The organism is Corallococcus sicarius, from assembly GCF_003611735.1.
GTDB classification, from domain to species: domain Bacteria; phylum Myxococcota; class Myxococcia; order Myxococcales; family Myxococcaceae; genus Corallococcus; species Corallococcus sicarius.
Map to the genome: position 1 here is coordinate 12,186 of NZ_RAWG01000049.1, position 24,132 is coordinate 36,317.

The 24,132-nt window shown below is 70.8% G+C and carries 21 protein-coding genes; 16 read left to right on the forward strand and 5 right to left on the reverse strand.

Going from position 1 to position 24,132, the window contains the following annotated elements:
• Nucleotides 1–196: 196 nt before the first annotated feature.
• The 3 genes from D7X12_RS10475 to D7X12_RS10485 all read left to right on the forward strand — a co-directional run bounded on the left by D7X12_RS10475 (nt 197) and on the right by D7X12_RS10485 (nt 3,782).
• Entirely contained in the window at nt 197–1,999 is a 1,803-nt protein-coding gene (locus D7X12_RS10475) for a S8 family serine peptidase (protein WP_120625125.1), read from the forward strand.
• 202 nt (nt 2,000–2,201) lie between these two features.
• On the forward strand, nt 2,202–3,506 hold the full coding sequence (locus tag D7X12_RS42335; RefSeq protein WP_147443601.1) for a hypothetical protein: 1,305 nt from the start codon (nt 2,202–2,204) through the stop codon (nt 3,504–3,506).
• A 60-nt stretch (nt 3,507–3,566) separates the two neighbouring features.
• On the forward strand, nt 3,567–3,782 hold the full coding sequence (locus D7X12_RS10485) for a hypothetical protein (RefSeq protein WP_120625127.1): 216 nt from the start codon (nt 3,567–3,569) through the stop codon (nt 3,780–3,782).
• Nucleotides 3,783–3,794: 12 nt separating this feature from the next.
• Here the strand turns inward: D7X12_RS10485 and D7X12_RS10490 are convergent, their stop codons facing one another.
• A complete protein-coding gene (locus D7X12_RS10490; RefSeq protein WP_120625128.1) occupies nt 3,795–4,397 on the reverse strand; it encodes a CDP-alcohol phosphatidyltransferase family protein in 603 nt (200 codons plus the stop codon).
• A gap of 172 nt (nt 4,398–4,569) precedes the next feature.
• Between D7X12_RS10490 and D7X12_RS10495 the strand changes: the two genes are divergently transcribed.
• The 9 genes from D7X12_RS10495 (at nt 4,570) to D7X12_RS10535 (ending at nt 16,673) form a co-directional block, all read left to right on the forward strand.
• Complete coding sequence (locus D7X12_RS10495; RefSeq protein ID WP_244224478.1) at nt 4,570–5,481, forward strand: DUF4846 domain-containing protein; 912 nt, start codon at nt 4,570–4,572, stop codon at nt 5,479–5,481.
• A 235-nt stretch (nt 5,482–5,716) separates the two neighbouring features.
• Nucleotides 5,717–9,133 (forward strand): PAS domain-containing protein, encoded by a 3,417-nt coding sequence (locus D7X12_RS10500; RefSeq protein WP_120625129.1) that lies wholly within the window; start codon nt 5,717–5,719, stop codon nt 9,131–9,133.
• Nucleotides 9,126–9,590 (forward strand): response regulator, encoded by a 465-nt coding sequence (locus D7X12_RS10505; protein WP_120625130.1) that lies wholly within the window; start codon nt 9,126–9,128, stop codon nt 9,588–9,590. The genes D7X12_RS10500 and D7X12_RS10505 overlap by 8 nt, the downstream gene beginning before the upstream one ends.
• The gene (locus tag D7X12_RS10510) at nt 9,587–11,170 is read left to right on the forward strand and encodes a sensor histidine kinase (RefSeq protein ID WP_120625131.1); all 1,584 of its coding nucleotides are present in this window, start codon (nt 9,587–9,589) and stop codon (nt 11,168–11,170) included. The genes D7X12_RS10505 and D7X12_RS10510 overlap by 4 nt, the downstream gene beginning before the upstream one ends.
• A 110-nt stretch (nt 11,171–11,280) precedes the next feature.
• Nucleotides 11,281–12,894 carry an LVIVD repeat-containing protein gene (locus D7X12_RS10515; RefSeq protein WP_120625132.1) on the forward strand — a complete coding sequence of 538 codons (1,614 nt, stop codon included), beginning with the start codon at nt 11,281–11,283 and terminating at the stop codon, nt 12,892–12,894.
• Between the two features lie 98 nt (nt 12,895–12,992).
• Nucleotides 12,993–13,637, forward strand: a complete 645-nt coding sequence (locus D7X12_RS10520; protein ID WP_120625133.1) for an EcsC family protein — start codon at nt 12,993–12,995, stop codon at nt 13,635–13,637.
• A 56-nt stretch (nt 13,638–13,693) separates the two neighbouring features.
• A complete protein-coding gene (locus tag D7X12_RS10525) occupies nt 13,694–14,983 on the forward strand; it encodes an ABC transporter substrate-binding protein (protein ID WP_120625134.1) in 1,290 nt (429 codons plus the stop codon).
• A gap of 56 nt (nt 14,984–15,039) precedes the next feature.
• Complete coding sequence (locus D7X12_RS10530) at nt 15,040–15,864, forward strand: carbohydrate ABC transporter permease (RefSeq protein ID WP_120625147.1); 825 nt, start codon at nt 15,040–15,042, stop codon at nt 15,862–15,864.
• Nucleotides 15,861–16,673 (forward strand): carbohydrate ABC transporter permease, encoded by an 813-nt coding sequence (locus D7X12_RS10535; protein WP_120625135.1) that lies wholly within the window; start codon nt 15,861–15,863, stop codon nt 16,671–16,673. Before D7X12_RS10530 ends, D7X12_RS10535 begins: the two co-directional genes overlap by 4 nt.
• 13 nt (nt 16,674–16,686) lie before the next feature.
• Here D7X12_RS10535 and D7X12_RS10540 read toward each other — a convergent pair whose 3' ends face one another.
• On the reverse strand, nt 16,687–17,343 hold the full coding sequence (locus D7X12_RS10540; RefSeq protein ID WP_120625136.1) for an SDR family oxidoreductase: 657 nt from the start codon (nt 17,341–17,343) through the stop codon (nt 16,687–16,689).
• 81 nt (nt 17,344–17,424) lie between these two features.
• Nucleotides 17,425–18,666, reverse strand: coding sequence for a phospholipase D-like domain-containing protein (locus D7X12_RS10545; RefSeq protein WP_244224474.1), 1,242 nt, complete (start codon nt 18,664–18,666; stop codon nt 17,425–17,427).
• Nucleotides 18,667–18,838: 172 nt separating this feature from the next.
• Between D7X12_RS10545 and D7X12_RS10550 the strand changes: the two genes are divergently transcribed.
• From D7X12_RS10550 to D7X12_RS44195, 4 genes are read left to right on the forward strand one after another with little or no spacing between them, the layout of a single operon-like run.
• Nucleotides 18,839–19,186, forward strand: coding sequence for a YciI family protein (locus tag D7X12_RS10550; RefSeq protein WP_120625137.1), 348 nt, complete (start codon nt 18,839–18,841; stop codon nt 19,184–19,186).
• Nucleotides 19,179–20,444 carry an RNA polymerase sigma factor gene (locus D7X12_RS10555; RefSeq protein WP_158620023.1) on the forward strand — a complete coding sequence of 422 codons (1,266 nt, stop codon included), beginning with the start codon at nt 19,179–19,181 and terminating at the stop codon, nt 20,442–20,444. Before D7X12_RS10550 ends, D7X12_RS10555 begins: the two co-directional genes overlap by 8 nt.
• 34 nt (nt 20,445–20,478) lie before the next feature.
• Nucleotides 20,479–21,441 carry a hypothetical protein gene (locus tag D7X12_RS10560; protein WP_244224475.1) on the forward strand — a complete coding sequence of 321 codons (963 nt, stop codon included), beginning with the start codon at nt 20,479–20,481 and terminating at the stop codon, nt 21,439–21,441.
• Nucleotides 21,438–21,620 carry a hypothetical protein gene (locus D7X12_RS44195; RefSeq protein WP_244224476.1) on the forward strand — a complete coding sequence of 61 codons (183 nt, stop codon included), beginning with the start codon at nt 21,438–21,440 and terminating at the stop codon, nt 21,618–21,620. The genes D7X12_RS10560 and D7X12_RS44195 overlap by 4 nt, the downstream gene beginning before the upstream one ends.
• Before the next feature lie 4 nt (nt 21,621–21,624).
• On the opposite strand, the gene D7X12_RS10565 is transcribed toward D7X12_RS44195, so the two are convergent.
• Nucleotides 21,625–22,506 (reverse strand): glycosyltransferase, encoded by an 882-nt coding sequence (locus D7X12_RS10565; RefSeq protein ID WP_341868212.1) that lies wholly within the window; start codon nt 22,504–22,506, stop codon nt 21,625–21,627.
• Between the two features lie 49 nt (nt 22,507–22,555).
• Entirely contained in the window at nt 22,556–23,995 is a 1,440-nt protein-coding gene (gene gor / locus D7X12_RS10570) for a glutathione-disulfide reductase (RefSeq protein ID WP_120625140.1), read from the reverse strand.
• Between the last annotated feature and the right edge of the window lie 137 nt (nt 23,996–24,132).

The window sequence follows — 24,132 nt, forward strand, 5'->3', positions numbered from 1 at the left end:
GGTGGTTGCACTTTGACTGGTACCCGGCGCGCGTCGGGCGCACGACAGCCGCCCGAGCAGCCGGACTGCGTCCATGCTTAAATTGATTCCGGGAACGGGAGGCAGGGCTTGCCCGTTCCTCCCGGCCGCCAATTTCGAGGGCGTCGGGTCGCGGCGCGGTACCTCATGCTGGCCGGGCACGAAGGAGATGCACCCCATGAAGCGTTGGCTTTGGCTTGGGCTGTCCGGTCTGGTGGCTTGCGGTGGCGAGAAACCCGACCCCATCGACGTCCTGCCGCAGGCATGTCCCGGCACCACGGGCTCCAGGCTCCCCGGGCAGAGGTCTTCCGGCCTCGCGGCGGCGGAGGCCCCGGACGGGGTGCTCATCACCTTCAAGCCGAAGGTGTCCGCCAGCGCGGTGGCCGCCACGGCGGACTTCGCGGCGGTCGTGGAGCGCGAGGGCGGCACGGTGAAGCGGCGCTTCCCGAGCCTGAACATGGTGTCCGCGCGGCTGTCGCCCGAGGCCCTGGCGGCGCTCCAGAAGAACCCCGACGTGCTCTCCGTGGAGCCCAACCGCCGCGTCTACGCGATGGGGCTGCCGACGCGGCCGCCGCTGGTGTCGTGGCAGGGCGTGCTCAGCACGCAGGGCTCCGTGGGCGAGTACACGGAAGGCCTGAAGATGGTGCAGGCCCCGCAGGTGTGGGACGCGAACAACGATGGTGTCTTCGACACCGGCGCACCCACGGGCGCGGGCGTGAAGGTGTGCGTCATCGACAGCGGCTGGGACAGCAAGCACCCGGAGCTGAAGGAGGCGTTCGTGAAGGGCAAGGACTTCGTCGACGATGACTCCGACGCGTCCGACGTGAGCGAGGAGCTGGGCATCGTGACGGTGGGCGGCGGCCACGGCACCCACGTGGCGGCGACCATCCTGGCGCAGTTCGGCACGGGTTCGGGCGCACGCGTGTCGCCCGGAGAAGAGCCGAACGGCGTGGTGGGCGTGGCGCCCGGTGCGTCACTGCTCGTCGCGCGCGTGCTGGACGTGAAGGGCGGCGGCAGCACCGACGACGTCATCGCGGCGGTGGAGTGGTGCCGCGGGGAAGGGGCGCGGATCGCCTCGCTGTCGCTGGGCGCTCCGGAGCCCTCCGAGAAGGAGCGGGTCGCGTTCGAGCGGGTGTGGGACAGCGGCAACGGCATGCTGTCCGTGGCCGCCAGCGGCAACGACGGCAAGGAGCGCATCTCCTTTCCGGCCGCGTACAACACGTACGTGATGGCGGTGGGCGCGGTGGACCTGGCGGGCGACTACGCGAGCTTCTCGCAGTACGGCCCGGAGCTGTCCGTCGTGGCCCCGGGCGTGAACGTGCTGAGCGCCACGGTGCTGGGCGCCGCGGCGCTGTCCGATGTGCAGGCGGGCTCGAAGCCGTTCGTGTCCTCGCCGCTCTCGTACACCGCGGAGGGCTCCTACACGGGCCGGCTGGTGGACTGCGGCCTGGGCACGGACCGGGGGGCCTGCGGTGCGGCCGCCACGTGCGACGGCTTCGTCGCGTACGTGGACCGGGGTGACATCTTCTTCGAGGAGAAGGCGCACAACGTCATCGAAGCCGGCGCGCGCGCGATCATCATCGGCAACAACGTGGCGGATGACGGCGAGGGCACCTTCACGCTGGGCTCCGCCAACACGCACTGGGTGCCCACGGTGTCCGTGTCGATGGCGTCCGGAGTGGACCTGAAGGCGATGGTGGGCCAGGACGTCACGGTGAGCACCCGGGGGCTGGACTACCAGCGCGAGTCGGGGACCTCCATGTCGACCCCGCACGTGTCCGGTGTGGCGGCGCTGGTGATGAGCGCTCGGCCGGACCTCTCCGCCAGGCACGTCCGCGAGGTGCTGGAGAAGACGGCGCTGGACGACAAGACGACGCCGGGGTTCGACGTGAAGTACGGCCATGGGCTCGTGCAGGCGGCCAAGGCCGTGGAGCTGGCGCGCTCGCTGCCCATGGGGGGGGGACCGCTTCCGCTGCCGTGACGGCGGACGGCTTCGCGTGAAGGTCTTCGCCCCCGGGCCCCTCAGTGGGACCGGGGGCGTTCCATTTTCCGGGGGTGAGGCCGTTCCTCCCGGGGCTCCAGGCCGTGGTGGCAGGGGTTGCGTGCGTGCGAGCGCAGGGCCGCCCGGCCGGTGGTTCCCGGTGTCGGAGCGCGCACCTTCCCGGATGGGAGGAGCGCCACGCATGAAGCGAGACACCTTGAGGGGCTTGGGGATCGCGGGCGTGGCCTGCCTGCTGGTAGGCGCGGGCCCGGGGCCTGTGCTGGCACAGGCTGACGATGCGTCGTCCGGGGAGTCAGCGGGGACGGCGGCCGGTACGCCTCCTGCCACCTCGCAGCCGGCGACGAACGCGGGGACGGGGGGCTCGGGGACGGCGGCCCAGCAGGCGCCCTCCAGTGCGAGCCCAGCGGGCACGGATCAAGCCGCCGGGGGCTCGGGCAACGCGGGCTCGGCCCCGACTCCGACTCCGACACAGGGCACCGCTGGTTCGGGCAGCGCCGACGCCAACATGAATCCCGGTGGCACCAGTAACACGGGTGCGGATGACAACCCGGGTGCCGGTGGCGCGGGCAACACCGGCGGCACCGGTACCACGGGTGCGGATGACAACCCGGGTGCCGGTGGTGCGGGCACCACGGGCACGGGTGACACGGGTGCGGATGACAACCCGGGTACCGGTGGTGCGGGCACCACGGGCACGGGTGACATGGGTGCGAGTCCGGGCACCGGCAACACCGGCACGGGCGATATGAGTGCGAGCCCGGGCACGGGTGGCACGGAGAACACCGGCACCGGTGGCACTGGCAACACGGGCACGGGTGGCACGGGGGCCGGTGCGAGTCCCGGCATGGGTGGCACGGGCACGGGCACGAGTGCGCCCTCGGACACCGTGGGCACCGGCAATACCGCCGGCACCGGTGGCACAGGCAACACGGGCACGGGTGGCACGGGCACGAGTGCAACCCCGGACACGGGTGGCACGGGGGCCGGTACGAGTCCCGGCACGGGTGGCACTGGCACTACCGGCACCGGCAACACGGGGACGAGTGAAACCCCGGGCACGGGTGGCACTGGCACTACCGGCACCGGGGGCACGGGCAACACGGGGACGAGTGCAACCCCGGGCACGGGTGGCACTGGCACTACCGGCACCGGGGGCACGGGCAACACCGGCACCGGCACCGGCACCGGTGCCGCGGGCGCGGCGACTTCGGGACGGGAGGGCATCGCCGTGGTGGATGCCATCTACACGGGCACGGTGTACTCGGTGTCGTCGAAGGAGGTCGTCATCATCGACAAGGGCACGCGCCTGCCGCTGGAGATCGGCACCGGCACTCGCGTCCTGCGCGACGGTGAATCCATCCGCGCCACGCAGCTCAAGGAGGGCGAACAGGTGCGCGCCGTGGTCAACCTCGTGGGCAAGAGCCACACGCGGGAGATCGCCGTGCTCACCGGAGACGCTGCCCGCCGTGCCGCCAGGCTGAAGTGAAGTCCCGCCTCCGTCAGCCCCCCGCCTCCGCGCGCGTCTGGGGGACGGAGGTCTTCCACCATGACGGTCTTCGACCGATACCGCACCCTGCTGCACAAGTTGGCCCTCGTCCGCGCTCGCGCTCCAGGCGGTGAGTCGCCGGAGGTCGATGCGCTCCTCGACACGATGGATGAGGTCTGGGACGCCATGTCCGCGGGCGAGCGCGCCGCGATGGAGCGCGAACGCGAGCGGCTTCCCCACGCGCTCGCGCCGAACGCACACGCCCTGCCGGCATAGGCCCGTGGCGCGCTACTTCCGCGCGGAGTTCATCGGCGCGCCGGTCGGCCCGTGGGGAATCCGGGGGGCCGGCCGGGGCGGCGGCAGCTGCTGGCGCTGGCGCTTGCTCCACACCGCTCGCGTGTAGTCCACCACCGACGCGAGCGACAGCAGGGCGACGAGCGCCACGAGCGGACGCACCAGCGGTGCGTAGAGCAGCACGCACAACAACACCGCGAGCTGCAGCGCGGTGACCACCTTGCCCAGCATCCGCGCCTTGAGTTCGATGGCCCGCATGTCCGGCCGCAGCCTGGCGACGATGAACCCAATCGCCGTGCCGACGTCTCGCAGGAGCAGCAGCAACAGCTCCACCGGCCCGATGAGCCCGTCCAACAGGCACACGATGAAGGCCGTGACCATGAAGGCGCGGTCCGCCACCGGGTCGACGAGCGCCCCCCAGCGCGTGGCCAGCCCCCGGTGCCTTGCAATCCAGCCGTCCAGGAAGTCCGTCGCCGCCGCCACCACCACCAGGAGGGCCCGCAAGCGCAGGTCCGCCACCACGATGAAGACCGCGGCGAGCGGAAGACGCGACAGGGACAGTGCATTGAGCAGCACAAGGCTTGCCCGACGGTGCATGGCACTCAAAAGTTAGTGCTCGCTCCCCAGGGCGCACCTGTCCCGGACGGCGAGCGTCCAGCGAACGACTTCACGCAGGGCCTCGGGACCCGACCACCGTCCACCGGTGTCCCACCCGTCGGTCCGGGGCTCGTCCCGGCCCCTGTCTCCTGGAGCCTCCCCCGTGATTGCGATGGGACCCTTCCACCCCCTGCGCCGCTCGCTCATGAGCGCCCTCTTCGGGCTGTCCGTGCTGGGCACCGTCGCCTGCGACGCGGCCCCCCACTCCCAGCGAGCGGCGGTCCTGCCCCACTCCCCCACGGTCGAGGAGAGGACGCGCTATCCGTGGCTCTCCGCCGGCGTGAAGGTGCGTGCCCTGGAGGAGACCTTCGCGCCACCGGAGGGCTACACGCGGGTGCCCGTGGAGGCGGGCTCCTTCGGTGCGTGGCTGCGCGGTCTGCCCCTGCGCCCCGAAGGTGCGTCCGTGCGCGACTTCCAGGGGAACACCGTGCTGGCGGCGGACGATGCCCGGCTCGCGGCGGTGGGGGAGCTGGACGTGGGCTCCGTCAACCTCCAGCAGTGCGCGGACTCCATCCTCCGGCTCCATGCCGAATGGCGCTGGGCCTCCGGCCAGCAGGAGCGCATCGCCTACCGCTTCACCAGCGGCCACCTGGCGGCGTGGCCCCGGTACGCGGCGGGGGACCGGGCCCGCGTCGCCGGTTCGAAGGTGACGTGGGTGCCAGGGAGCGCGGCGAAGGACGACTCGCGGCGGGCCTTCCGGGGCTACCTGGACCTGCTCTTCACCTACGCGGGCACGCTGTCGCTCCAGGCGGAGGCCGCGCGCCCCTCCCGGGAGCAGCTGCGCCCCGGGGACTTCTTCGTCCTGGGCGGCAGTCCCGGCCACACCGTGCTGGTGCTGGACGTCGCCACCGACGCGAAGGGCGGGCGCGTGGCGCTGATGGGCCAGGGCTTCACGCCCGCGCAGGACTTCCACGTGCTCGCGACGAGGTCAGGGCCCTGGTTCTCCCTGGACGGGGACGCGGTGGCGACGCCCTTCTGGGTGCCGTTCCCGATGACGTCGCTGCGACGCCTGCCGTCGCCCTGAGGCACGGAGCGGGCACCGGACGCCTGTCGGGTGCGCCCCAGGGCAGACGGGGAGGCAGCGGCGGGCCTGGCCGCGGTGGGAGCCGTACTGGATGGGACAGAGGCCCAGGGGACCGGGTGTTAAGCTGAAGCGTTGTCCTGCCGTCAACGGGGCCACGCCGCGCCGGATCCGTCCTTCCCCTGTGTTCCCGCAAGCAGCCTAAAGGGAGGGGGTCCCGCTCCCCGAGCCTCCATCCATGTCCTTCGCCGCCGCGCCCCTGTCCTCGACCCCTCCCCGGGCCAGCCTCCTCCTCGTCGACGACACGCCGGGCCACCTGCTGGCGCTGGAGGCCATCCTGGCGCCGCTGGGACAGCGCCTGGTGCGTGCCTCGTCCGGGCGCGAGGCGCTGCGGCGGGTGTTGGACGAGGACTTCGCCGCCGTCCTGCTGGACATGAACCTGGGCGACATGACGGGCGTGGACGTGCTGAACCTGATGCGCGAGCGCGAGCGCAACCGGCGCACGCCCGTGCTGCTGATGACCGCGGGCGACGGGGACGAGAAGGAGTGGCTGGCCGCGTACTCGCACGGCGCGGTGGACTACCTGCGCAAGCCGCTGCGGCCGGAGATCCTCCTGGCCAAGGTGACGATGTTCGTGGAGCTGTTCCTGGCGCGCGAAGCCGTGCAGCGCCGCGAGGAGGCGCTGCGCGAGCGTGAGCGGGCCGCGCTGGAGATTACCCACCGCGAGCGACTGCACTCGTTCTTCATGCAGGTGCCGGTGGGCATCGCCATCCTCCGGGGGCCGCAGCTGGTCTTCGAGTTCGCCAACCCGTCCTACGGGGTGCTGGTGGGCCGCAACGTCACGCTGGGCAAGCCGATGATGGAGGCGCTCCCGGAGCTGCGCTCCCAGCCGGAGGTGGTGGCCGTCCTGCGGCGCGTGGTGGAGACGCGCGAGCCCTTCATCGACTCGGAGTTCCGCATCGAGCTGGAGCGCGGCGGACAGCGCGAGGAGGCCTTCTTCAACGTCATCTACCACCCGCTGGTGGAGGCGGACCGGGCGTCGGGCATCATCGCCCTGGCCGTGGACGTCACCAACTGGGTCCAGGCGCGCCGCAAGACGGACATGCTCACCCAGGATCTGCGCCAGCAGCAGGCGGCGCTGCGGGACAGCGAGCAGCGGCTGCGCCTGGCGCTGACGGCCACCGCGCTGGGCACCTTCGACATGAACATGGCGACGGGCACGCTGGACTGGGATGCGCGCTGCAAGGCCCTCTTCGGCCTGCCGCCGGAGGCCACGGCGTCCTATGCGCTGTTCCTGGAGGGACTGCACCCGGAGGACCGCGAGGCCGTGGAGCAGGCGGTGGCGCTCAGCTGGGACCCCACCGGCACCGGCGACTACGACATCGCCTACCGCACCGTGGGGCTGAAGGACCGCGTGGAGCGCTGGGTGCGCGCCACGGGCCGGACGTACTTCGAGGACGGCCGGGCGGTGCGCTTCGTGGGCACCGTGCAGGACATCACCGCGCGCAAGCGCGCCGACGCGGAGCGGGCCCGGTTGCTGGCGGGGGAGCTGCGCCGCACCGAACAGCTGCGCGGCCTGTCGCGCGCGAGCCTGGCGCTCAACGCGGCCGGCAGCGTGCAGGCCATCCTGGAGCTGGTCACCCTCAAGGCGCGCAAGCTCATTGGCGCGAACCAGTCCGCCGTGCAGGTGCTGGAGTGGCGTGACGCCGCGCAGCCGCTCACCGCGACGTCGGTGGCGGACCCGGACCCGCTCGCGCCCGGCGCGACGGTGGACGAGCGGGGCCTCTTCGCCCAGGTGTGCCAGGAGAACCGGCCGCTGCGCCTGACGCGCGAGGAGCTGCTCGCGCACCCGGCGTGGAGGGACGCGCCCCCCGCCGAGGGTCCGGCGCTGCCGCTCAAGGGCTTCCTCGCGGTGCCCATGGTGGGGCACGACGGCCGCAACCTGGGGCTCATGCAGGTGTCCGACAAGGTGGAGGGCGACTTCGACGCGGAGGACGAGACCATCGCCGTGCAGCTGGCGCAGATGGCCAGCGTGGCGCTGGAGAACGCCCGCCTCTACGAGCGGGCCCAGGCCGAGCGGCGCAACCTCTTCGCGGTGCTCAAGCAGCTGCCCGCGGCCATCACCGTGCTGCGCGGTCCTGAGCTGATCTTCGAGATGGCCAACGACCTGCGCCTGAAGCTCACCGGCTCACGGCCGCTGTTGGGCCTGCCGCTGCGCCAGGCCCTGCCGGAGCTGGAGGGGCAGGGGCAGATTGATCAGATTGAAACCGTCTACCGCACCGGGGTGACGTACCAGGGGCGCGAGGTGCCCATGCGGCTGCGCCGCGACGTGGACCAGGAGGCGCCCGAGGGCTACTTCAACCTCACCTTCCAGCCGCTGCTCGACGCCAAGGGGCGCGTGGACGGCATCGTGTCCGTGTCGTGGGAGGTCACCGAGCAGGTGCTCGCGCGCAAGCGCATCGAGGCGCTGGCGCTGGAGCTGAAGGAGCGCGAGCAGCAGTTCCGCACGCTCGCGGACTCCATCCCCCAGCTGGCGTGGATGGCGGAGCCGGACGGCCACCTCTTCTGGTTCAACCAGCGCTGGTTCGACTACACCGGCACGACGGCCGACCCGGTGAAGAAGACGGACTGGAGCACGCTCGTGGAGCCCGAGGACGCGGAGCGCGTGGTGAACCGCTTCAACGAGGCGCTGCGCGAGGGCGCGCCGTGGGAGGACCAGTTCCGCATGCGCCGCGCGGACGGCGGCTCCCGCTGGTTCCTGTCGCGCGCGATGCCGGTGCGCGACGCGGAGGGGCGCATCGCGCGCTGGTTCGGCACGCACACGGACATCGACGACGAGCGCAGGACGCTGGAGAGCCTGAAGCAGGCGGAGGAGGAGATCCGCCACCTCAACGCGGGCCTGGAGAAGCGCGTGCGCGAGCGCACCGCCCAGCTCCAGGAGGCGAACAAGGAGCTGGAGTCCTTCAGCTACTCCGTGTCGCACGACCTGCGCGCCCCCTTGCGCCATATCACCGGGTTCGCGCAGCTGTTGGAGCGGCGGGCGGCGGCGAAGCTGGACGACGTGGCGCGGGGCTACCTCACCACCATCGCGGGCGCGGCGAAGCAGGGCGGCACGCTGGTGGACGACCTGCTCGCGTTCAGCCGCATGGGCCGGGCGGAGATGCGGCAGACGCGCGTGGACCTGGACCAGCTGGTGGCCGAGGCGCGCAAGGACCTGCTGCCGGAGGCGAACGGGCGCCAGGTCGAGTGGCAGGTCGGCGAGCTGCCGACCGTGGAGGGTGACCCCTCTCTGCTGCGACAGGTGATCCACAACCTGCTCGCCAATGCACTGAAGTACACGCGACCGAAGCCGGAGGCCCGCATCGAGGTGGGCACGCGCGAGGAAGAGGGGGAAGTGGTGGTGTGGGTGCGCGACAACGGCGTGGGCTTCGAGATGCAGTATGTGGACAAGTTGTTTGGCGTCTTCCAGCGGCTGCACACGGCCGAGGAGTTCGAGGGCACCGGCATCGGGCTCGCGAACGTGCGGCGCATCGTTTCGCGCCATGGTGGACGGACCTGGGCGGAGGGCGCCGTGGGGCAGGGCGCGACCTTCACCTTCACCCTGCCCCGGACTTCTCCCCTGGAGAAGAAGGAAGAAGAGCGCACGCGTGCTTGAGCTCAAGAGGATCCTCCTGGTCGAAGACAGCGCCAACGACGTCGCGCTCACGATGGCGGCGCTGGAGGAGGTGCACCTGGCCAACGAGGTGGTGGTGGTGCGCGACGGGCAGCAGGCGCTGGACTACCTCTTCCGCAAGGGGGAGTACGCGAACCGCAAGGACGGGCACCCGGCCGTGGTGCTGCTGGACCTGAAGCTGCCGAAGGTGGACGGGTTGGAGGTGCTGGAGAAGGTGAAGGGCGCGCCGGAGCTGAAGTCCGTGCCGGTGGTGATGCTCACCTCGTCGCGCGAGGAGCAGGACCTGGCGCGCAGCTACGGGTTGGGCGTGAACGCCTACGTGGTGAAGCCGGTGGCGTTCCCGGACTTCGTCTCCGCGCTGCGGGAGCTGGGGTTGTTCTGGGCGGTGGTGAACCAGCCGCCGCCGGGCGCACCGCCCCTGTCGGGAGCCTCGAAGTGAGCACACGCGGCAATGCCGCGCTGGAGTTGAACCCTGCCACCGCGACCGGAAGGCCCCTGTCCATCCTGCTGCTGGAGGACAGCCCGCTGGACGCGCAGCTGGTGACCGCGCAGCTGGAGGAGGGCGGACTGCCCGCGACGCTGGAGTGCGTGGCGGGGCGGACGGCCTTCACCTCCGCGCTGGCGAAGGGGAAGTTCGACCTCATCCTGTCCGACTACAACGTGCCGGGCTTCGACGGCTTGAGCGCGCTGGACGTGGCGCAGACGGCGTGTCCGGAGACGCCCTTCCTCTTCGTGTCCGGGGCGCTGGGCGAGGACCGCGCCATCGAGCTGCTCAAGCGCGGCGCCACCGACTACGTGCTCAAGGACCGGCTGGAGCGGCTGGGGCCCAGCGTGCGGCGGGCGCTGCGAGAGGCCGAAGGCGTGCGCCTGCGCAAGCGCACGGAGGAGGCGCTGCGCCGCTCCGAGGAGCGCTACCAGATGGTGGCGCACGCGAGCTTCGACGCCATCTGGGACTGGGACCTGCAGACGGACGCGATGCACTGGATGGGCGACGCGACGGAGGAGGTCTTCGGCTTCCAGCTGGAAGAGGTGGGCGTGGACGCGTCGTGGTGGCGGCGGCACATCCACGTGGATGACCGCGAGCGGGTGATGGCGGGCCTGCAGCGCGCGTTCGACTCCGATGACGACCGGTGGCAGGACGAGTACCGGGTGCTGCGCAAGGACTCGGCCGATGCCTACGTGGCGGCGCAGGGCTACATCGTGCGCGCGCCGAACGGGAAGGTGCGGCGCATCGTGGGCGCCATGCGCGACATCACCGAGCGCAGGCGGGCGGAGGAGGAGAAGCAGCAGCTGGTACACGAGGCGCAGCGGCGGGTGGAGTTCGAGCAGCAGCTCATTGGCATCGTGAGCCACGACCTGCGCAACCCCCTGAGCGCCATCCTCACCGGCGCGTCGCTGATGTTGCGGCGCGACGACATCCAGCCGTGGAACGCGAAGGCGGCGGCGCGCATCCTGTCCGCGGCGGAGCGGGCGACGCGGATGATCCGCGACCTGCTGGACTTCACCCAGGCGCGCATGGGTGGCGGCATCCCGGTGCAGGCGGCGCCGTGCGACTTCCACGCGCTGATGCTGGCGGTGGTGGAGGAGGCGCGCACGGCGCACCCGGAGCGCACCCTGCTGCTGGAGCAGGAGGGGGACGGGCAGGGGACGTGGGATGCGGACCGGATGGCGCAGGTGCTGTCCAACATCCTGGGCAACGCGCTGAAGTACAGCCCGGAGGACACGCCCGTGCGGGTGGAGAGCCGGGGCGAGCCCACGGGGGTGGTGGTGCGCGTGCACAACGGGGGCACGCCCATCCACCCGGACCTGTTGCCGCGCATCTTCGAGCCGCTCCAGCGCGGCACGACGGTGGGGCGCTCCGAGCGCAGCATCGGGCTGGGGTTGTACATCGTGCGGCAGCTGGTGCTGGCGCACGGCGGGACGGTGGACGCGCAGTCCTCCGAGGCAGAGGGGACGGTGTTCACCGTGCGCCTGCCCCGGCTGCGTGCGAGTGAGATGCCCTCCTCTTCCATGGAGTAGGGCGCGTCACGGCTTGCCGCCGTCCCCTATCTCCATGTCGAGAACGGCTCTACACTGCGGGTGAATCCAAGCACGCACGGCCGGATGCTGCCCAGCACTGGAGCTTCTCGATGATGTGTCTTTCGCGCCCGATGCGAGCGCTGCTGCTCGCCTGCTCCGTGCTGCTGATGGCTTGCTCCGGCGACAAGGGGACACCGGATGCCGGTACGCCCCCTGTCGTGGCATGGGATGGCACCTCCACCCCCATCGAAGAGAAGGGCGACTGGATTGACCGCGGCGTCTTCGCTCCTTGCGCGTTCACCCCGCCACTCGGAACCGAGATCGACTGCGACACCCCGGCCCTCTTCGACCTGTCGCAATGCAACCCGGGCGCGCTCCGCACGGCGTCACGGCACGGCATCTACCAGGCCGAGCTGCGCTCGGAGTCCGGCGAGTACCCCTGGGTGGGCGCCGGCATCCTGCTCCCGGAGGGGGGCGGCGCTGGAACCCTGAACTTCGATCGCTTCACCCGGCAGCAGTTCGATGATCAGGGGATGCTCCTCACGAGCATCTTCACCACGACCCGGGGCGTGGCCATCAAGACCGCGCTGGCCGGCTGTGACGCGCCTGAACCCCACCACATCACCGGCTGCTATGCGGTCTGCACCAACAACGTGCTCACGGAGAAGGGGACGTTCAATGCGGAGCGCGTGAACTCGGGCCGCGGTGAGCCCGAGTCCTCCGGGGGCATCCAACGGGTCTCCGAAGCCTTGGTCGGGATTGGCTTCCCGGTGGATGTCTACGTCACGAAGAACCATGCCTACGTGGTGTCCATCCAGCTCAAGCCGGACATGCCCGCGGGAGGCTTGACGGTCTTCGACGTCAGCGACCGCAGCCACCCTGTGTTGAAGAAGGTCATCTCCCTGCCGGGCGACGGGTACTGGAACGCCGCGTGGGCCAAGGACGACGTCCTCTACATCGCCACCAAGGCTTCCGGCGTCATCCTGTATGACATTTCAAACCCGGGGGATCCGACCTACATCCGCAGCGTGCCCAACGGCCCGCCCCCGAATGTGCACACCCTGTTCGTGGATGGCAACCGGCTCTACGCCATGGCGTTGCGGCCCGGGCAGACGCTCATCTTCGACATCACGTCCCCGCGAGATCCCGTCCTGCTCAACCGCGTCGTCTTCACGTCCGAGGAGTTCGTCACCAGCTATCCGCACGACGCCTTCGCCTACGAAGGCCGCCTCTACATCAACCACACGGACATCGGCTTCCTGGTCACCGACCCGACCGACCCGATGCAGGTCAAGGAGCTGGGCAAGTACCACTACAACCGGCAATACAGCCATGCCAGCGCGGTGGGGACCTTCGCGGGCCGCACCATCGCGTTCGAGGGCAGTGAGCAGGAGGGCGCCCACCTTCGCGTGCTGGATGTCACCGACCCGGCCCACATCCAGCTCATTGGCGAGCACCGGCTGCGCCCCACCACCTCCATCCACAACATGATCCTGAAGGGCACCCTGCTGTACGTCGCCTGGTACCAGGAGGGCGTGCGCGTGTTCGACGTGGCGAACCCCACGCTCCCGAAGCAGGTTGCCCACTTCGACACCTACCGGGAGAACGACCCGAACCGGCTGGGCTTCGTCTACGAGGGCGCCATGGGCATGCGCGTCCCGGGCGACGGGTATGTCTACGTGGTGGATACCTCGCGCGGGCTGCTCATCTTCAACGAGCTCTGAGTCCGCGACGGGGGGAGCCGAGCGACCGGGCAGGCTCTGTCCGGTCCTCTTTCTCCCTGCCGGGGCCCGCTCTAGGCTCAAGGCGGAAGGTGGGACGCATGTCGAAGCCGCTGGAAGTCGTGAACGCCCTCTTGGACGCGGGGTTCAATGGGCTGGGCCCGCTGTGCAGCGCGACGGGGCTGGCGGACGAGTACCTGCGGGACACGCGCTACGCGAATCACGAGGCGCGCATCGACTCGCTCGTGCATTGGGAGACGGGGAAGCTGTTCACCACGGGCTTCCTGTCCGGACTGGGCGGCCTGCTGACGCTGCCGGTGGCGCTGCCCGCGGGGCTGGGCGTGTCGTGGGCGGTGCAGGCGCGGCTGGTGGGCGCCATCGCTCGCATCCACGGGCACGCCGTGGAGGAGGACCGCGTGCGCACGCTCACGCTGTTGGCCATCGTGGGCGACATTGGCAAGGAAGTGGTGAAGCAGGCCGGCATCGAAGTGGGCCAGCAGCTGGGCATGCGCGCGCTGGAGGCGGTGCCGATGCACGCGCTCAGCGGCATCAACCGCGCGGTGGGCTTCCAGCTGCTCAGCAAGGCGGGACAGAAGGGCGTCGTGAACCTGTCGAAGGTGGTGCCCTTCGCGGGGGGACTCGTGGGCGGCGCGGTGGATGCGCTCGCGTGCCGCGCGGTGGGCGCCACGGCGCGGCGGCTGTTCGCCCCGGGGCCGCTTCCTGTCGCGGGCATGTCGGCTGGATGACCCGGGCGCGGAGCTTGCGTTGACGGTGGGCGCTCGCGCTGGACTCATCCGGACGCATGGGCCGCCTCCTCGTTCTGCTCGTCGCGCTGGGCCTCGCACTGGGGGGCTGCCGCCGTTCGTCCGAGGAGCAGGCGACGCCCGGGCGCACGCGCATCGTCTTCAAGTTCCAGCCGCTGTGGGGTGATCCGAAGCCGTTCCGGGAGCTGCTGGCGAAGTACGAGCGCGACAACCCGGACGTGGAGCTGGTGACGGAGGCGCTGCCAAACTCATCGGACCTGGCGCACCAGTTCTTCCTCACGTCGTTGCAGGGCAAGGCCACGGACTTCGACGTGCTGGTGGCGGACGTCGTCTGGGTGCCGGAGTTCGCTCGCGCGGGGTGGGTGGCGGACCTGTCCGAGGACTTCCCTCCGGCGAAGCTGCGCGAGGAGTTCCTCCCCGGGCCGGTGGACTCCGTCGTGGTGGACGGCCGCACGTACGCGGTGCCCTGGTACGTGGACGTGGGCGTCCTCTACTACCGCACGGACCTGGTGCCGCGCGCGCCGCGCACCTACGAGGAGCTGCGCCGCTTCACCCGTGAGGCGATGGCGAAGGCGCCCGGCATCCAGGGCTACGTGTGGCAGGGCCGGCAGTACGAGGGCCTGACGTGCAACGTGTACGAGGCCCTGTGGGGCCACGGCGGGAAGTCGCTGGGGGAGGGCGGGCGCGTGCTGCTGGAGACGGAGGCCGCGCGCGAGGCGCTGGCGTACCTGCACGGGTTGGTCGCGGACGGGCTGTCTCCGCAGACGGTGACGGGCTTCGGCGAGGAGGAGGCACGGCGCGTGTTCCAGGAGGGCCGGGCGGTGTTCATGCGCAACTGGCCCTATGCGTGGAGCGAGGCGCAGAAGGAGGGCTCTCCCATCCGGGGCAAGGTGGGCATCGCGCCGCTGCCCACGAAGGATGGACAGCCGGGATGGGGGACGCTGGGTGGATGGCAGCTCGCGGTGAACGCGCACGTGTCGCCCGCGCGCAAGAAGGCCGCCGCGCGCCTCATCGCGCACCTGACGTCCCCCGAGGCCAACCGCGTGCTCGCGCTGCACTACGCGCGCAACCCGCCGAGGCTGGCGCTGTACGACGATGAGGAGCTGCGCCGGGCGGAGCCGTTCATCGCCAGCTTGAAGGAGGCGCTGGTGCGGGCGCGGCCCCGGCCGGTGACGCCGTACTACCTGCTCATCGCGGACGTGCTCCAGAGCGAGTTCTCCGCCGCCGTGGCCGGCATCCGGACCCCCGAGGCGTCGCTCACTCGCGCGCAGAAGCAGGTGGATCACCTGACCGGGCAGAAGACGCCGGAGCTGGAGGAGGAGCAGTGAGCGGCGCGGAGCGGGGTTCGCAGGCGCGCGAGCGGCGACAGGCCTACCTGCTGGTGATGCCCGCGGTGCTGGTGCTGGCCGTGGTGGCGCTGTACCCCGTGCTGGCGGCCCTCTGGCTGAGCCTGCACCGCTTCATCCTCGTCTTCGGGGAGCGGCGCTTCACCGGGCTGGAGAACTACGTCTATCTCGTGGGCGACGCGCGCTTCTGGTCCGCGCTGGGCAACACGGCGTACTTCACGGCGGTGGCGGTGACGGTGGAGTTGCTGCTGGCGGTGCCGCTGGCGCTGCTGCTCAACCGCGCGTTCCCGGGGCGGGGCCTGCTGCGCGCGTCCGTGCTGGTGCCGTGGGCCATTCCCACCGTGGTGAGCGCGCGTCTGTGGGCGTGGATGTTCAACCCGGACTACGGGCTCATCAACCGGCTGCTGGGGGGGACGGACATCAACTGGCTGGGCGCGCCGGGGTACGCGCTGCACGCCGCCATCCTGGTGGACGTGTGGAAGACGACGCCCTTCGTGGCGCTGCTGGTGCTCGCGGGGTTGCAGGGCATTCCGGAGGACCTCTACAAGGCGGCGCGCGTGGACGGGGCTTCGACGTGGCGGCAGTTCCGCGCCATCACGGTGCCGCTGCTGAGGCCCGCGCTGCTCTTGGCGGTGCTGTTCCGGTCGCTGGATGCGTTCCGCGTGTTCGACGCCATCTATGTGCTGACGGAGGGTGGGCCGGCGAACACGACGGAGACGCTGAGCATCTACGCGTACAAGACGCTGATGCGCTCCGGGGACTTCGGCTACGGCAGCGCGCTGTCGGTGGCGACGTTCCTGTGCGTGGTGTTGCTGGCCACGGTGTGGCTGCGGTGGTTGGGGCGCGAGGAGGCGCGGCGATGAAGAAGCGGCCCGGGCCAGGCACGGCGCTGGCCGTGGTGGCGTTCCTCACGTTCTTCCTGGGACCGTTCCTGTGGCAGGTGCTGACGAGCCTGTGGCCGGACGGGGAGCTGACGCGGCCGTGGCCTTCGCACTTCACGGGCGCGAACTACGAGAGCGTGCTGTTCGGGCGACCGTTCCTGTGGGCGGTGTTGAACTCGCTGGTGGTGGCGACGCTGACGACGGGGTTCTGCCTGACGGTGGGCGCGTCCGCGGCGTTCGCGCTGGCGAAGCTGGAGTTCCGCGGGCGGGGCCTGCTGCTGTCCGCGGCGCTGGGCGTGTCGATGTTCCCGCCCATCGCCACGGTGAGCCCGCTGTACCTCATCCTCAACGCGGTGGGGCTGCGCGACAGCCTGGTGGGGCTGGCGCTGCCGTACACGACGTTCGCGCTGCCGCTGACGCTGTGGGTGCTGACGTCGTTCTTCCGGCAGCTCCCGGACGAGCTGTACCGGGCGGCGCGGGTGGACGGGTGCACGCCGTTCGGCGCGTTCCGCCGGGTGCTGCTGCCGCTGGCGGCGCCGGGGCTGGCGACGACGGCGATTCTCGTCTTCATCTTCGCGTGGAACGAGTTCCTCTACGCGCTGACGTTCCTGTCCACGCCGGAGAAGCGCACGGTGCCGGTGGCCATCAGCCTCTTCGCCAGCGAGTACAAGGAGCCGTGGGGGGAGATCGCCGCAGCGTCGGTGGTGGCGACGCTGCCGCTCGTGGTGCTGACGGTGCTGTTCCAGCGGCGCATCGTGTCCGGGCTCACGGCCGGGGCGGTGAAGGAGTAGCGGAAGCGGGGCTTCAGCGCCCCGCGGCTTCCACTTCCGCCCAGAGGCTCTTGCCTTCGAGGACGGCATTGAGCGGCGCGCGGCGCTCGGACACGCGCAGCAGCACGGCGGCCAGTTGGTCCAGGTGCATGGGCTTGAGGTTGTGCAAGAGCGGCAGCTTCGCCACCGTGTGCAGGAAGCCGGGCGGGCGGTGGTACTCGCCCTCCAGCGCGGGCGGGCGCACCATCGTGTACGCAAGGCCGCTGTCCCGCACGATGCGCTCCGCTTCCGCCTTGGCCTTCAGGTACGCGCCCACCGGACTGCCCGCGCCCACGGACGTGAGCAACACGAAGTGGTCCACGCCCGCCGCCTTCGCCGCGTCCACCAACTGCCGCGTGGTGCCGATGTCGCTCGTCTCGTAGGTGTCCCCCGCGGCGAAGCGCTTGCGCATCGTTCCGATGAGCTGGAGCACCGTGGTGCTGCCTCGCATGGCCTCCGCCAGCGCGGGCGCGTCCGCCAGCTCCAGCACCGCCTTCTTCGGCCAGGTGCTCGCGGGGTCGGTGCCCGTGCTCTTGGGCCGCACGTGCGGGAGGACGGACACGCCGCGCGCCAGGGCCTGGCGCATCAGCGTGCGGCCGGTCGCGCCCGTGGCGCCCGCGACGAAGAGGTGACGAGGGGAGGTCGTGCTCATGGTCACGCCTCTTGAGCACACGACCGCGCTGCTTGCCCAGCGCTTCCCGCGCCCTCGCTTGGAAACCGGACAGCGCCCGGTTCAGCGCTCCGCGCGCTCGGCGTGGATCTCCCGTGCCTTCGTCACGTCCTCCAGGAAGATGGCCTCCAGCTCGCGGGCCGCTTTGACGTCCTCCAACACCAGCGAGCCCTCTTCCAACAGGTTGAACGACAGCGCGTCGTAGTTGATGGACCCCACCAGCACCAGCCGGTCATCCACCAGCATCGTCTTGGCGTGCATCATGGCCGGCTGGAACTCCCAGACGCGCACGCCCGCCGCCAGCAGCGTGTCGTAGGTGTTGCGCTGCAGCAGCGTGATGGCCCGCTGGTCGTTCTTGTCTCCCGGGGCCAGCACCCGCACGTCCACGCCCGCCTTGGCCCGCTCCACCAGCAGCTTCATCAGCGCGTCGTTGGGCGTGAAGTACGCCTGCGAAATCCACAGCCGCTTCTTCGCGGCCTTCACCATCAGCTGCGTGAGGCGCTCCGCGCGCGTCACCTCCGGGTTCGCCGTGCTGCTGACGAAGCCCGCCCAGCCCTTGCCCGCCTCGTCCAGGCCGGGCAGCCCCTGCTCCAACGTGGGGAAGTCCGACGCGGGCAGCAGCTTGCCCGTCGTCTCCTGCCAGTTCTCCGCGAAGGCCTGTTGCAGCTGCGCCACCACCGGGCCCTGGACGCGCACGTTGGTGTCCCGCCACTCCTTCTCGTTGCGCACCTCGCCCAGCCACTCGTCCTGGATGGCGAGCCCGCCGGTGATGGCGACCTTCCCGTCCACGACGACAATCTTGCGGTGGTTGCGCGCCAGGTTCTCGTCCGCCGGCAGCGGGCGGAACATGCGCGCCTCACAGCCCATCGCCTCCAGCCGCGGCTTCACCTCCTTTTCGAAGGGGCCGCTGCCCAGGGGGTCCACCAGCACGCGGCAGGTGACGCCCGCGCGGGCGCGCTCCTCCAGGGCTTCCAGCATCCGCTCCGACGCACGTCCCGGCCGCCAGATGAACATCACGATGTTGACGGAGGCACGGGCCCGGCCGATCTCTTCCACCATCACGTCGAACACGGCGCCGTTGTTCGCCCACCGGATGCGGTTGCGCGGCTCCATCCGCACCCCCGTCGTCTGGTACAGCGCCGTTGCGAAGTCCGCTCCGTGCGACCCCACCTGTCCCGTGAGATGGAATGGACGTGACGATTCCTGCGTGGTGCACGCGGACGGACATCCCGCGAGCATCAGCGCCCCCAACACCCCCACCCATCGCCAGTCCTTGTCCACGTCGGTGCCCGTTGCCTCCTGCATCCATGGGTGGGCACGCGCCGCGTTCTTGTCATCCGCGAGTACAAGAAGATTGTTCTCTGGCTGCCTGGGTGTCTGTGCGCAGGAGGTGGCGAGGTAGGTTTCGAAGCGATGTCGATATTTTCCGACCCGGGCCGTCTTTTCGGATGAACGCTTCGCCCACGAGGTCCACCCCATGTCGCGCTACCTGATGCTGCTGCACGAGAACCCCGCCCACTTCGCCACGATGTCGCCCGCCGAGCTGCAGGCCATCGTGGAGGAGTACATGCAGTGGAGTGACCGGCTGCGGAAGGAGGGCCGCCTCCTGCAGGGAGAGAAGCTGCGTGACGAGGGTGGCAAGCACCTGAAGACGCAGGGCACCCAGCTGCTGGTGTCGGACGGCCCGTACGCGGAGGTGAAGGACGTGGTGGGCGGCTTCTTCATCCTGTCCGCGGATTCGTATGACGCCGCGGTGGCGCTGGCCCGGACCTGCCCGCACCTGCGCCACGGTGAAGTCGAGCTGCGCGCCATCGACGATGCCTGAGACGCCGCCGCCCGCCGTTGTCGCGAACGGGGCCCGGGCCGTCCTGGACCTGGCCTTCCGCCAGTGGTCCGCGGGCCTCGTCGCGGCGCTGGCGCGGCGGGTGGGGCTGGGGCGGCTGGACCTGGCCGAGGACGCGGTCCAGTTCGCCATGCTCCAGGCGGCCCGCACGTGGGGCTTCCGCGGCCTCCCGGAGCAGCCGCGCGCGTGGTTGCTGCGCGTGGCCGCGAACCGGCTGACGGACCTCGTGCGCCTGCGCGCGCCCGAGGTCGCGGACGTGCCGGAGGAGGTCGCGGACGCGTTAGAGGAGGTGCCCCCGCGCTACGCGGCCGAGCTTCCGGACGACGCGCTGCGGTTGCTCTTCGCGTGCTGTCACCCGGCGCTCTCACGCGAGGTGCAGGTGACGCTCACGTTGAAGGTGGCGTGTGGCTTCTCCGTGCGCGAGGTCGCCGCCGCGCTGCTCGCCGACGAGCCCACCGTGGCGCAGCGACTGGTGCGCGCGAAGCGCACCCTGCGGGCCTGTCGCGCCACGCTGGAGGTGCCGTCGCCGGAGGCGCTGCCGGAGCGGCTGGGCGCGGTACACCCCGCGCTCTACCTGCTCTTCAACGAAGGTTACGAGGCCTCCGAGGGCCACGACCTGTCGCGCGCGGAGCTGTGCGCGGAGGCGCTGCGCCTGGCGGAGGTGTTGCTCGCGCACCCAGGTACCGCGACCCCGGAGGGCCATGCCCTGGCCGCGCTGTTCTGCTTCCGTGCCGCGCGGCTCCCGGGCCGCGTGGATGCGAAGGGCGCGTTCGTGCCGCAGGAGGCGCGCGAGGGGACGGAGGCGTCGCCGCTGCTGATGGGGAGGGGGCTGCGCCACCTGCATGCCTCCATGGGGCCGGTGCTGACGCCGCTGCACCTGGAGGCGGAGCTCGCCCTGGTGCATGCGAGCACCGCCGTGCCGGGCCCGGAGGACAGCGCGCGGTTGTTGGCGTTGTACGACGCGCTCCTGTCGCTCAAGCCCTCGCCCATCGTCGCGCTGGGGCGCGTGGTGGCGCTGGGACGGGTGCGGGGGCCGGCGGCGGCGCTGGAGGCGTTGGGGCCGCTGCGCTCGGAGGGCGTGCTCCAGCGCTACCCGTACCGGTTCGCCGTGGAGGGGATGCTGCTGGAGCAGTTGGGGGAGCGGGGCCGGGCGGCGGACTGCTTCCGGCAGGCCGCGGCGCTGGCGAGGACCCCGCCGCAGCGCGAGTACCTGCTCACGCGGGCCCGGGCCTGTGGGTGAGCGGGGAGGGACTTGATTCTGGTTTGATGGCGGCATGTACCCCATCCGAATCCATGCGCCGTTGCGACTGCTGGGGCTGATGGTCTGCGGCCTCCTCGCATGCACCGCGAGCTGTGCACTGCTTCGCGAGTCCGGGTCCGATTCGGAGGACGTGGGCAGCACCGCCGCCGCGGTCACCGGCGGCAACATCCTCTTCGTGGGCAACAGCTTCACCCACGGCTACGAAGCGCCGGCCTATTTGTACGACAAGGCCTCCGTCACCGACACGAATGGCTCCGGCATCGGAGGCATCCCGGGCATCTTCAAGAAGCTGACCGTGCAGGCGGGGCTCGCGTTCAACGTGAGCCTGGAGACGGCCAGTGGGCAGTCGCTCACGTGGCATCTGGCCCACCGGCCGGCGATCATCGGGCAGGCCACCTGGAACACCGTCGTGTTGCAGGAGCAGAGCACCACGCCGCTGCCCACCGTGCGCGGGGGCTCGCCCACGAGCTTCACGACCGCGGCCCGTGAGCTGCGCGCCCTGGTGCTCTCCCAGAATCCTTCCGCGAACCTGTTCCTGTATGAGACGTGGGCCTCGCCCACCACCGCCACCGCGCAGGGCTACCCGGCGGGCACTCCGGGCCTCCAGGCGATGCAGGCCGACCTGCGCGACGCCTACTTCAAGGCCTCCCGGGAGCTGGGCTTCACGGGCGTGGTGCGCGTCGGTGATGGTTTCCTGCGCGCCGTCGACCAGGGCCTGGCGGACCCGGACCCCGCCGATGGAATCGCCTCCGGGATGTTCAACCTGTGGAGCTCCCAGGACAGCCGCCACTCGAGCCGGTACGGCAGCTACCTGTCGGCGGTGGTGCTGTTCGCGAAGCTCACGCAGTTGGATCCCCGCGGTCTGGCGACGGGCCCCGGCAGCGCGGCGACCAGCCTGAGCATCAGCGCGACCGATGCCAGCAACCTCCACCGCATCGCCTACGAAATCGCCACGCTGGACGACCCGGGCGTGTGACGGCCCATGGCATCACGGGCACCCCCACGGGCTCGGCGAAGTCGAAGCTGGGGGGCGTCTCGTTCTCGCTCGCGGACCTGGGCGTCACGGAGGTCGCGAGCGTCAGCAGCGCCACCGGCCTGCGGATCTCCAGCTCCACGTTGGATCCGAACGTCGTCGGGCTCTACACCGTGCCCTGACGTGTCATCCCGCAGGGGGAGCGTTCCGGACCTTCTGGAACAACTCGCGATAGCGCTGCTCTTGAAAGGCCTGGAGCAGTTCAGGATGGCGGCCCTCGCGCAATTCACGCAGGTAGCGGTACTTGGCCGCGTGGTAGCCCGCCACGACCCAGGCAAGCTTCAAGGCCCTGAGTCCTCCGCGCCAGAGCGCTCCATGCAGCAGGCAGTCACGGAGGACATGCGCGGGGCGTTGAATCCACGCGGGCTTGAGCTTCCGCTCCGCTGAGAAGGCCATGACCGCCCACAGCACCGCGTAACGCTCCTCCTTGGCCGCGCGCCAGGACAGGGACGTCGTGAAGCGGTGTCCGATGGGCGCGTGGAGGCGCTCTGAGCGCATCCGGGGCAGTGCTTCGTGCACGATCATGTCAGGACGCCAGACTGCGGCATCCCGCTGGATGAGTCGTGCCCGCCATTCGGTGCGGTACAGGAAACGATGGCCATCGACCTCCGCCCAGTCGTGCCTGGGCAGGCGGTAGACGGGCATGTGTGGCTTTGAGGCCTTCCAATCCAGGATGGCCTTGATGGCTTCCGGTTCCAGGTACTCGTCCGAGTCGAGAAAGAAGACGTAGTCTGGATTGTTCAGGGCGGTGACAGCCGCCGCCCGAGCGGCGCCATAACCCGCCCAGGGCATCGATACCGAACGAGCGCCCATCCTCCTGGCGATTTCAGTGGAGCCGTCCGTGGACATGGAGTCCAGCGCGACGACTTCATCGCAGACAGACAACAGTCCCTCCAGGCACCGTGGAAGGGTGTCCTGGTTGTTTCCATGAATCACGAAACCGGAGAGTTTCACTCCTCCACTGCCCTTCCTCGAACGGGTGCAAGGCCAACGGCCCGACCCTGGCACGGCGAACGCCTTCCAGCCAGGGTCGCAAGAGAAACAAGCGCTGCCGGGCTCAGGTGCCCTGCTTGCGCATCCCCCCCGGCGGCGGCGGCACCACTTCCCGGCCCAGCTCCCGCACGGCGCCGCTCTCCGACGGGTCGGGCCGCTTGTCGCGCATCGTGACGAACTCCTCCGCCGCCGTGGGGTGGATGCCCACCGTCGCGTCGAGCTGCTTCTTCGTCACGCCGCACTTCAGCGCCACCGCGAGCCCCTGGATGATCTCCGGCGCGTCCGCGCCCACCATGTGGAAGCCCAGCACGCGCTCGGTGCCGCGCTCCACCACCACCTTCATCATCGCGCGCTCGTCGCGGCCGGACAGCGTGTGCTTCATGGGCCGGAAGCTGGAGACGTAGACGTCCACCGCGCCGTGCCGCTCGATGGCCTCTCGCTCCGTGAGCCCCACCGTGCCCACCGGCGGCTGGCTGAACACCGCGGACGGGACGTTCTCATGGTCCATTGTCACCGGGTTGTTCCGGTACAGCGTCTCCACCATCGCCCGGCCCTCCGCGATGGCCACCGGCGTGAGGTTGATGCGGTCCGTGACGTCCCCCACCGCGTAGATGCTCTCCACCGACGAGCGCGACTGCGCGTCCACCACCACCGCCCCGCGCGCGTCCAGCTTCACGCCCGCCTCCTCCAGCCCCAGCCCCTGCGTGTTGGCCACGCGGCCGGTGGAGTACAGCACCGCGTCCACCTCCAGCGTCTCCCCCACGCGCGTCATCAGGCTGAGCGTGCCGTCGCCGCGCTTCTCGATGTCCTCGACGAAGGTCTCCGGCCGGATGTCCACGCCCTTCTTGCGCATCTCCTGCGTCAGCGCCGCGCGCACGTCGTTGTCGAAGCCCCGCAGCACCGTGTCGCCGCGAATCAGCATCGTCACCTTCACGCCCAGCGCCGCGAAGATGCCCGCGAACTCCACGCCGATGTAGCCGCCCCCCACCACCGCCACCCGCTTCGGCAGCGCGGGCAGCTCCAGCGCCTGGTCCGACGTGAGCGCGTGTTCAATGCCCCGCACCTCCGGCAGCCAGGGCCTGCCGCCCGTGGCCACGAGGATGCGCTCCGCCGTGTAGCGCTTGCCCGCCACCTCCACCGTGTGCGCGTCCACCACGCGCCCCCGGCCCTCCACCAGCGTCACGCCCGCATCGCGCAGGAGCCGCCCGTAGATGTTCGTCAGCCGCTCCAGCTCCTTCGCCTTCGCCGCCTGGAGCCGCTTCCACTCCAGCGCGGGCCCGCTCACCGTCCAGCCGTAGCCCGCCGCATCCTCCATGTCGTAGCGGTAGTGCGCGGCGTACACGAGCAGCTTCTTGGGCACGCACCCGCGCAGCACGCACGTGCCGCCCACCCGCCCCTCCTCGCAGATGGCCACCCGCGCTCCGGAGGCCCCCGCGCGGCGGCTCGCCGCCACGCCGCCCGAGCCCGCGCCCAACGTGAACAAATCGAAGTCGTAGCCCGCCATCGACATCCTCCCTGTGTTCCGAGCCCAGGACATGGTGCGCCGTGACCCCTGGGGAAGACAGCCAGCCGGGCGCTGCCCGCCGGGTTGCTCCCCAGGGTCCCAGGCACCCCCGCCCCTCGCCGCATTCAATCCCCTCC